Genomic DNA, 6,781 nt, shown 5'->3' with positions numbered 1-6,781 from the left:
CTGACCGTCACGCGCCCCGCTGCCGCGCCCGCATGGTCGATGCCGAGCGCGCGCACCGCGTCGCGGATCCGCTCGGCCACGGCGCGCGCGCCCGCACGATCCGTCTCGGGCAGCACCAGCATGAATTCCTCGCCGCCGTAGCGCGCCACCACATCGTGCGAGCGCAGCGTCTGCACGGCGATCGCGTCGGCCACGGTGGCCAGCGCCTCGTCGCCGAGCGAATGGCCGTATTCGTCGTTGTAGCGCTTGAAATGGTCGATATCGACGAACAGGATCGCCAGCGGCCGGCGCGAACGCACCGCGCGCCGCCACTCGCGCGCCAGCGAGGCGTCGAGCGTGCGCCGGTTCGGCAGGCCGGTCAGGCTGTCGGTGCCGGCCATCCGCGCGAGCGCCGCCTCGGCCTCCGACTTGCGCCACAGCGAGTGCGCGAGGAACGCGCTCAGCAGCACGAACGCGATGCCGAAGCCGCCCGTCAGGATCCCGAAGCGCCAGGCGCGGCGCCGCCATTCCGCGTAGATGTCCTGCTCGGCCACCGCCACCGACACGATCAGCGGCAGTTGCGGCAGGTGCCGGAACAGGTAGCTGCGGCGCACGCCGTCGATCGACGCCGTCTCGACGAACGCGCCGCTGCCGCTCGTCATCATGCGCTGGTAAGGGCCGCCGCTGCGCAGGTCGCGGCCCACCAGGCCGCCGTCGTCCGGCGCGCGCATGATCAGCCGGCCATCGGTGTGGATCAGCGCGATCGAGCTGTGCGGGCCGAGCGCGAGCCCCGCGAACAGCCGCCGGAAATACTCGAAACGCACGCTGAGCACCACCACGCCCGCGAACCGGCCGTCCGGGCCGCTCAAGCGGCGCGACAGCGCGATGCCCGCGTCGTTGGCGTGCAGCAACGAGGCGGCGGGGCCGCCGACGAAGAGCCCGGCCTCGGGATCGTCGCGCGGCGCGGTGAAGAAATCGCGGCCGTCGAAGCGCGCGCCGGCCACGGGCGGGCCGTTGGACGCCAGCGTCATGCGTCCCGACGCGTCGAGCACGTAGATGCCGCCGATGTCGCTGGACGCCGACGCGCGATCGAACAGCAGCCGGCCGCGCAGCGCGCCGGGCACGCCGGCCAGCGACGGATCGCGCAAGCCCGCCGCCACGCCCTGCAGCACCAGGTCGTCGATGTGCAGGCTGCGCGCCACGTCGCGCTCGATCATCAGCAAGGTGTTGCGGGCGCTGTCCTGGGCGCGTTCGAACGCGTCCACGCGGCTGTCGCGCAGGATCGCCGCGCAGATCGTCATCATCACCAGCGCAATGGCGACGCCGCCGGCGATCACCAGGTAGCTCAACGGCATCCGCGGCGGGGAATCGCTCGGTCCGCGCCGCCGGGCGGGGCTGTGTTCCATCGTTCGGGGGGCGGAGCGCGCGTCGGGCGGCATCCGCGAAGTCGGCCGGGGCGCCATTATCACCGATGCGGCGTCGTGCCACGCCGGCGGCGCACGGGCGGCGCGGCCCGCCGGGCGTCCGCGCCCGCGAACCGGTCGCGCGCGACGTTGCGCACCGCGTCGATCAGCGCCTGCGCGGCCGGCGACGGCCGCGCGTCGGTGCGCAGGATCAGGCCGACCAGCTCGTCCGCGCCGTCGGCCGGCAGCGGCAGCCGCACCAGCGTGCCGGCCGCCAGATCGTATTCGGCCGCGTAGCGCGGCACGAACCACACCGCGTCGTTTTCGAGCGCCAGCGCGCGGCCCACCGATACCGACAGCACCTCCACGAACGTATCGAGCGCCGGCGCGTTGCAGGCGGCCAGCATCTGCTCGGCCGACTGGCGGATCAACGTGCCGTACGGCGGCACCACCACCGGGAAGCGGCCCAGCTCGCCGGCCGGCGCCGGATGGCGCGCGAGCGGATGGCCGGCGCGCACCAGCGCCACCAGCGGCTCGTTGTACAACTGTTCGAACGACAGGCCGACCATCCGCTCCGGTTCCGACAGCCGCCCGACCGCGCATTCGATCTCGTCCGATTTCAGGCGTTCGAGCAGCCGTGCGTTGGGATCGGTGGCGATCCGCACGATCATGCGCGGCATGCGCGCCGTCAGCGCCTTCATGACGGCCGGCGCGAGCGAGGCCGCCACGGTCGGCAGCATGCCGATCTCCAGCGTGGCCGCCGCGCCGCCGCTTTCGCCGGCCAGCAGGCCCACGCCCTGACGCAGCGCCATCACGCTGGCGCTCGCATGGGGCAGGAACAGTTGCCCCTCGCGGGTAGGCTGCGCGCCCTGCCGGCCGCGCTCGAACAGCTTCACGCCGAGGATCGATTCCAGCTCGGCGATCGTCTTGGAGACGGCCGGCTGCGTGATCGACAGGCTTTCGGCGGCCTTTTGCACGCCGCCGAGCTGCGCGACCGCCAGGAAACACTGCAGATGCCGGAACTTGACGCGGCCGTCGGCGATACGGTTGGCCATAACGGTTGGTTATACGAGATAGGAAGAAACGTCATTTTGCATAACTTTCCGGATTAGCTAAAGTTCCGCCTTATTCCCCCTTCAATACGACAGGAGACACCGCGATGGACGACTCCATCCTCAGCCCGCGCGACTGGCCGTCGCATCCCGCCTACGTTCACCCCGAGTACCGTTCGTCCGTCAAGCGCGGGCCGACGCAGCCGCTGATTCCGCTGAAGGAAAAGCTGCGCAATCAGTACGTGCCGGTGTACGGCACCGACGATCTCGGCGCGCTCGATCACGACCTGACGCGCAACGCCGTGAAGAACGGCGAGCCGCTCGGCGAGCGTATCGTCGTGACGGGCCGCGTGCTCGACGAAGGCGGCAAGCCGGTGCGCAACACGCTGGTGGAAGTGTGGCAGGCGAACGCGGCCGGCCGCTATGTTCACAAGGCCGACCAGCACGACGCGCCGCTCGACCCGAACTTCCTCGGCGCGGGCCGCTGCCTGACCGACGATCAGGGCCGCTACCGCTTCCTGACGATCAAGCCCGGCGCCTACCCCTGGGGCAATCACACGAACGCCTGGCGCCCGAACCACATCCACTTCTCGCTGTTCGGCGATTATTTCGGCTCGCGCCTCGTCACGCAGATGTATTTCCCCGGCGACCCGCTGCTGCAATACGACCCGATCTTCCAGGGCACCCCCGAAGCCGCGCGCGAACGCCTGATTTCGGCGTTCTCGCTCGACGTCACCCAGGAAGGCTATGCGCTCGGCTACGAATTCGACATCGTGCTGCGCGGCCGCGACGCTACTCCGATGGGACGCTGATCATGACGACGCTGAAACAATCCCCTTCGCAGACGGTCGGCCCGTACTTCGCCTACGGCCTGTGCCCGCAGCAGTACAACTTCGACATGAAGAGCCTGTTCTCGCCCGATATCGCCGAGCCGCATGCGGCCGGCGAACACATCGTGCTGATCGGCCAGGTGTTCGACGGCGACGGCAAGACGATCCTTGACGCCATGCTCGAGTTCACGCAGGTGGACGCCGCCGGCAAGTTCCCGGCGTCGCGCGCCGAGATCGCGGCCAGCGGCTTCTCGGGCTTTTCGCGGATCGGCACGGGCACCGACGCCCAGCACCGCTTCGTGGTGCGCACCGTCAAGCCGGGCACGAGCGATGCCGGCGCGCCGCATATCGACGTGGCCGTGCTGATGCGCGGCGTGCTCACGCATGCGTTCACGCGGATCTACTTCGACGACGAGACGGCGGCCAACGCGGCCGACCCGGTGCTCGAAAGCGTGCCGGCCGCGCGCCGCGACACGCTGCTCGCGCGCCGCGAGGTGCAGGCGAACGGCGTGGTCGTCTATCGCTTCGACATCCGCATGCAGGGCGAGCAGGAAACGGTGTTCTTCGATCTGTAACCCGGTAGGCCGGATCGGATCGCGAAAAAGCCGGGGGGCTTGACGGCCCCCCGGCTTTTTTATTGTTGCGCGGCCCGCTCAGCCCGCGTAAACAGCATCGCGCAGTTCGATCGTCAACGGCCCCGACATCCCCTCGTAGGCGGTATTCGTGAGCAGCAGCACCGTCAACCCGGCCGCGCGATCGATGAACCACGAATGGCCGTACACGCCGCCCCATTGCAGCGTGCCCGCGCCCTGCGGCGAGCCCGCCGCGGCCGGATCGAGCAGCACCGCGCTCAGATAGCCGAAGCCCCAGCCCGGCCCGCGCGACTCGGACGCCGCGCCGGCCTGATCGGTACGCGCCGCCTCGGCCAGGGCCTCGGGCAGGAAGCCGTCGCCGGCGCGGATCGCCTCGAGCACGCGCAGCACGTCGTCGGCCGAGCCGTACATGCCCGCGCCGCCCGACGGATACGCGCCGGGCGTGAACACCCGCGACGGCGCGAAGCGCACCACCGCGCCGTGGCCTTCGGGCAGCGGCACGTCGAGGTTGTCGGTCATCCGCACCGGTTCGGGCGCGCCGTCGCGATACGGTGTCGCGAAGCGCTCGGGCGCGTTCGACACGAAGCCGCTGTCGCGCAGGCCGAGCGGTTCGCCCACCAGCGCCGCGACGGCCTGCTCGAGCGGCAGCCCGGTCGCCTTTTCGATGACCGCGCCGAGCACGTCGATCGCCAGCGAATACTGCCAGGCGCTGCCGGGCGCGAACGCGAGCGGCGCCCGCGCGAGCCGGCGCAGGTTTTCGGCGAGATCGAAATCGCGCAGATCGATGCCGTCGGAAATGCCGAGCCGGTCGTACGCCGAGCCCGGGCCTTCGAGCAGCCAGTAGCCGAGGCCGGACGTGTGCGTCAGCAGATGATGGAGCGCGATGACCGGCTCGCTGCCGTCGGCCAGCTTCGGCCGGAACTCGGGCAGCCAGCGCGTGACGGGCGCATCGAGCGCCAGCGTGCCGCGCGCGACCAGCCGCAGCACCGCGAGCGCGACGATCGGCTTGCTGACCGAGGCGAGCCGGAACAAGGTGCTCTCGCGCATCGGGTGCGACGCTTCGCGGTCGGCCAGGCCATGCGCATGGCGGTACAGCACCGCGCCATGCCGAGCGACGATGGCCACCGCGCCCACCAGGCGGCGCTCGCGCAGCGCGCGTTCGAACACGGCGTCGAGCCGGCCGGCAAGCGCGGTGGCGTCGAGAGAAGCGGCGGCGGGCGTGGCGGGAGCGATCGTCATGGCAAGATCCGGTGGCGAAAACCCCGATTCTAGACAGGCGCGCGCCGGCTTGCAGCCGGCTATCGTCGCCAGCGGCCCGCCGTCCGGGCACGCCGCGCGCTTGCGCTCGCCCCCGCCCGGCCGATAGAGTCTCGATTCCGGCGCTTCGGCGCCCCCGCTTCCGCCCTCGCCGCCACGTTTCGCCGTCATGCCCGCCACCGCCACCTTTCCCGCCTCGTCCGTCACCGATCTGCTCGCGCTGGGCGTGCTCGCCCTGCTCTGGCTGTTCGGTCTGAGCTGGGCCAGCTGGCAGGCCTGGCGCGCCACGCGCGCGCGGCTGTACTGGGTGGCCTGCCTCGCGCTGATCGTCGCCGGCTCGGTGGCGCTCGGCATCGCCCACCCGGATTCGCCGGACAGCGGCGAGATGCCCACCGGCTTCGCGCTCGGCGTGCTCGTCACGTTCGCCGGCCTGGCCGCGACCACGGCCGGCTGCGCCTGGCAGGCGATCCGCCGGCTGCGCGATCCGCGCGCCTGAACGGCCGCCTCACGCACCGCGCGCCCGGCCGATTCCGTCGACGTCACGCACAGCCGCTATCATGTCGGCACTTTCAGCGCTCGCCGGCATGGCGAGCCTTCGGTTGGAGAACACATGGCCTTGCCTCAGGACAGCGTCAACATGGCGCTCTTTTGCGACTTCGAAAACATCGCGCTCGGCGTGCGCGATACGAAGTTCGAAAAATTCGACATCAAGCCGGTGCTCGAAAAGCTGCTGCTCAAGGGCAGCATCGTCGTCAAGAAGGCCTATTGCGACTGGGATCGCTACAAGACCTTCAAGGGCGCGATGCACGAAGCCAGCTTCGAGCTGATCGAGATTCCGCACGTGCGGCAATCGGGCAAGAACTCGGCCGACATCCGGCTGGTGGTCGACGCGCTCGACCTCTGCTACACGAAATCGCACGTCGACACGTTCGTGATCATCAGCGGCGATTCCGATTTCTCGCCGCTCGTCTCGAAGCTGCGCGAGAACGCCAAGCGCGTGATCGGCGTGGGCGTGAAGAATTCGACCTCGGACCTGCTGGTCGCGAATTGCGACGAATTCATCTTCTACGACGACCTCGCCCGCGAGCTGCAACGCGCGCAGGCCAAGCGCGATTCGCGCGCCACGGCCGACAGCGGCAAGCGCGCGGCCGACGACAAGCAACGCAAGCCGGACGCCGACGCGCGCAAGCTCGAGGCGATCACGATCGCCGTCGAGACGTTCGACGCGCTGGCTTCGGAGCGCAGCGACAGCGGCAAGATCTGGGCGTCGGTGCTCAAGAGCGCGATCAAGCGCCGCAAGCCGGGCTTCAACGAGACGTACTACGGCTTCCGCGCGTTCGGCAACCTGCTGGAGGAAGCGCAGGCGCACGGGCTGCTCGAGGTGGGCCGCGACGAGAAATCGGGCACTTACGTGTCACGCCCGTCGCAGGTGGCGGCCGCCGACCCGGTGTTCGACGTCGAGGCGCCGAAAGCGGGCGAGGACGCCTCGGCCGACGCACCGGCCGCCGATGCGCAGAAGCACGGCGCGGGCCGCCGCAAGGAGCAGCGCGGCAACAAGCATGCAAAGGATCACGCCCAGCCGCGCGAGCAGCGCGACGAGCGTCGCGCCGAAGGCGAACCGGCCGCGCAGGCGGCCCAGGCTGCCGCCGCACCGGCCGACACGCGCC

Annotated in this window: 7 protein-coding genes; 4 read left to right on the top strand and 3 right to left on the bottom strand. The window is 70.5% G+C overall.

Annotated features, from left to right (window positions below; translation table 11 throughout):
- Both G3N92_RS29050 and pcaQ read right to left on the bottom strand, forming a co-directional pair.
- Window positions 1–1,334: GGDEF domain-containing protein (locus tag G3N92_RS29050; RefSeq protein WP_241015084.1), on the bottom strand; the 1,334-nt coding region annotated here is incomplete at its 3' end.
- Between the two features lie 110 nt (window positions 1,335–1,444).
- A complete protein-coding gene (pcaQ, locus tag G3N92_RS29045; RefSeq protein ID WP_206131020.1) occupies window positions 1,445–2,437 on the bottom strand; it encodes a pca operon transcription factor PcaQ in 993 nt (330 codons plus the stop codon).
- Between the two features lie 104 nt (window positions 2,438–2,541).
- On the opposite strand from pcaQ, the gene pcaH reads away from it, so the two are divergent.
- Window positions 2,542–3,246 carry a protocatechuate 3,4-dioxygenase subunit beta gene (gene pcaH / locus G3N92_RS29040; RefSeq protein WP_206131019.1) on the top strand — a complete coding sequence of 235 codons (705 nt, stop codon included), beginning with the start codon at window positions 2,542–2,544 and terminating at the stop codon, window positions 3,244–3,246.
- 2 nt (window positions 3,247–3,248) lie between these two features.
- Window positions 3,249–3,839, top strand: a complete 591-nt coding sequence (pcaG, locus tag G3N92_RS29035) for a protocatechuate 3,4-dioxygenase subunit alpha (protein WP_206131018.1) — start codon at window positions 3,249–3,251, stop codon at window positions 3,837–3,839.
- A gap of 78 nt (window positions 3,840–3,917) precedes the next feature.
- On the opposite strand, the gene G3N92_RS29030 is transcribed toward pcaG, so the two are convergent.
- Window positions 3,918–5,096, bottom strand: a complete 1,179-nt coding sequence (locus tag G3N92_RS29030) for a serine hydrolase domain-containing protein (RefSeq protein WP_206131017.1) — start codon at window positions 5,094–5,096, stop codon at window positions 3,918–3,920.
- A 187-nt stretch (window positions 5,097–5,283) separates the two neighbouring features.
- Between G3N92_RS29030 and G3N92_RS29025 the strand changes: the two genes are divergently transcribed.
- Entirely contained in the window at window positions 5,284–5,610 is a 327-nt protein-coding gene (locus tag G3N92_RS29025; RefSeq protein ID WP_206131016.1) for a hypothetical protein, read from the top strand.
- A gap of 141 nt (window positions 5,611–5,751) precedes the next feature.
- Window positions 5,752–6,781: NYN domain-containing protein (locus tag G3N92_RS29020; RefSeq protein ID WP_206131022.1), on the top strand; the 1,030-nt coding region annotated here is incomplete at its 3' end.

Origin of the sequence: Burkholderia sp. Ac-20379 (assembly GCF_017104645.1) — a bacterium.
Taxonomy (GTDB): domain Bacteria; phylum Pseudomonadota; class Gammaproteobacteria; order Burkholderiales; family Burkholderiaceae; genus Burkholderia.
This window is presented reverse-complemented; position numbering and strand designations above follow the sequence as displayed.

What these genes read in the sequence shown, in the direction of transcription:
- pcaH (WP_206131019.1), top strand. Translation starts at nt 2,542, where the DNA reads ATGGACGACTCCATCCTCAGCCCGCGCGACTGGCCGTCGCATCCCGCC.
- G3N92_RS29025 (WP_206131016.1), top strand. Translation starts at nt 5,284, where the DNA reads ATGCCCGCCACCGCCACCTTTCCCGCCTCGTCCGTCACCGATCTGCTC.
- G3N92_RS29030 (WP_206131017.1), bottom strand. Translation starts at nt 5,096, where the DNA reads ATGACGATCGCTCCCGCCACGCCCGCCGCCGCTTCTCTCGACGCCACC.
- pcaQ (WP_206131020.1), bottom strand. Translation starts at nt 2,437, where the DNA reads ATGGCCAACCGTATCGCCGACGGCCGCGTCAAGTTCCGGCATCTGCAG.
- pcaG (WP_206131018.1), top strand. Translation starts at nt 3,249, where the DNA reads ATGACGACGCTGAAACAATCCCCTTCGCAGACGGTCGGCCCGTACTTC.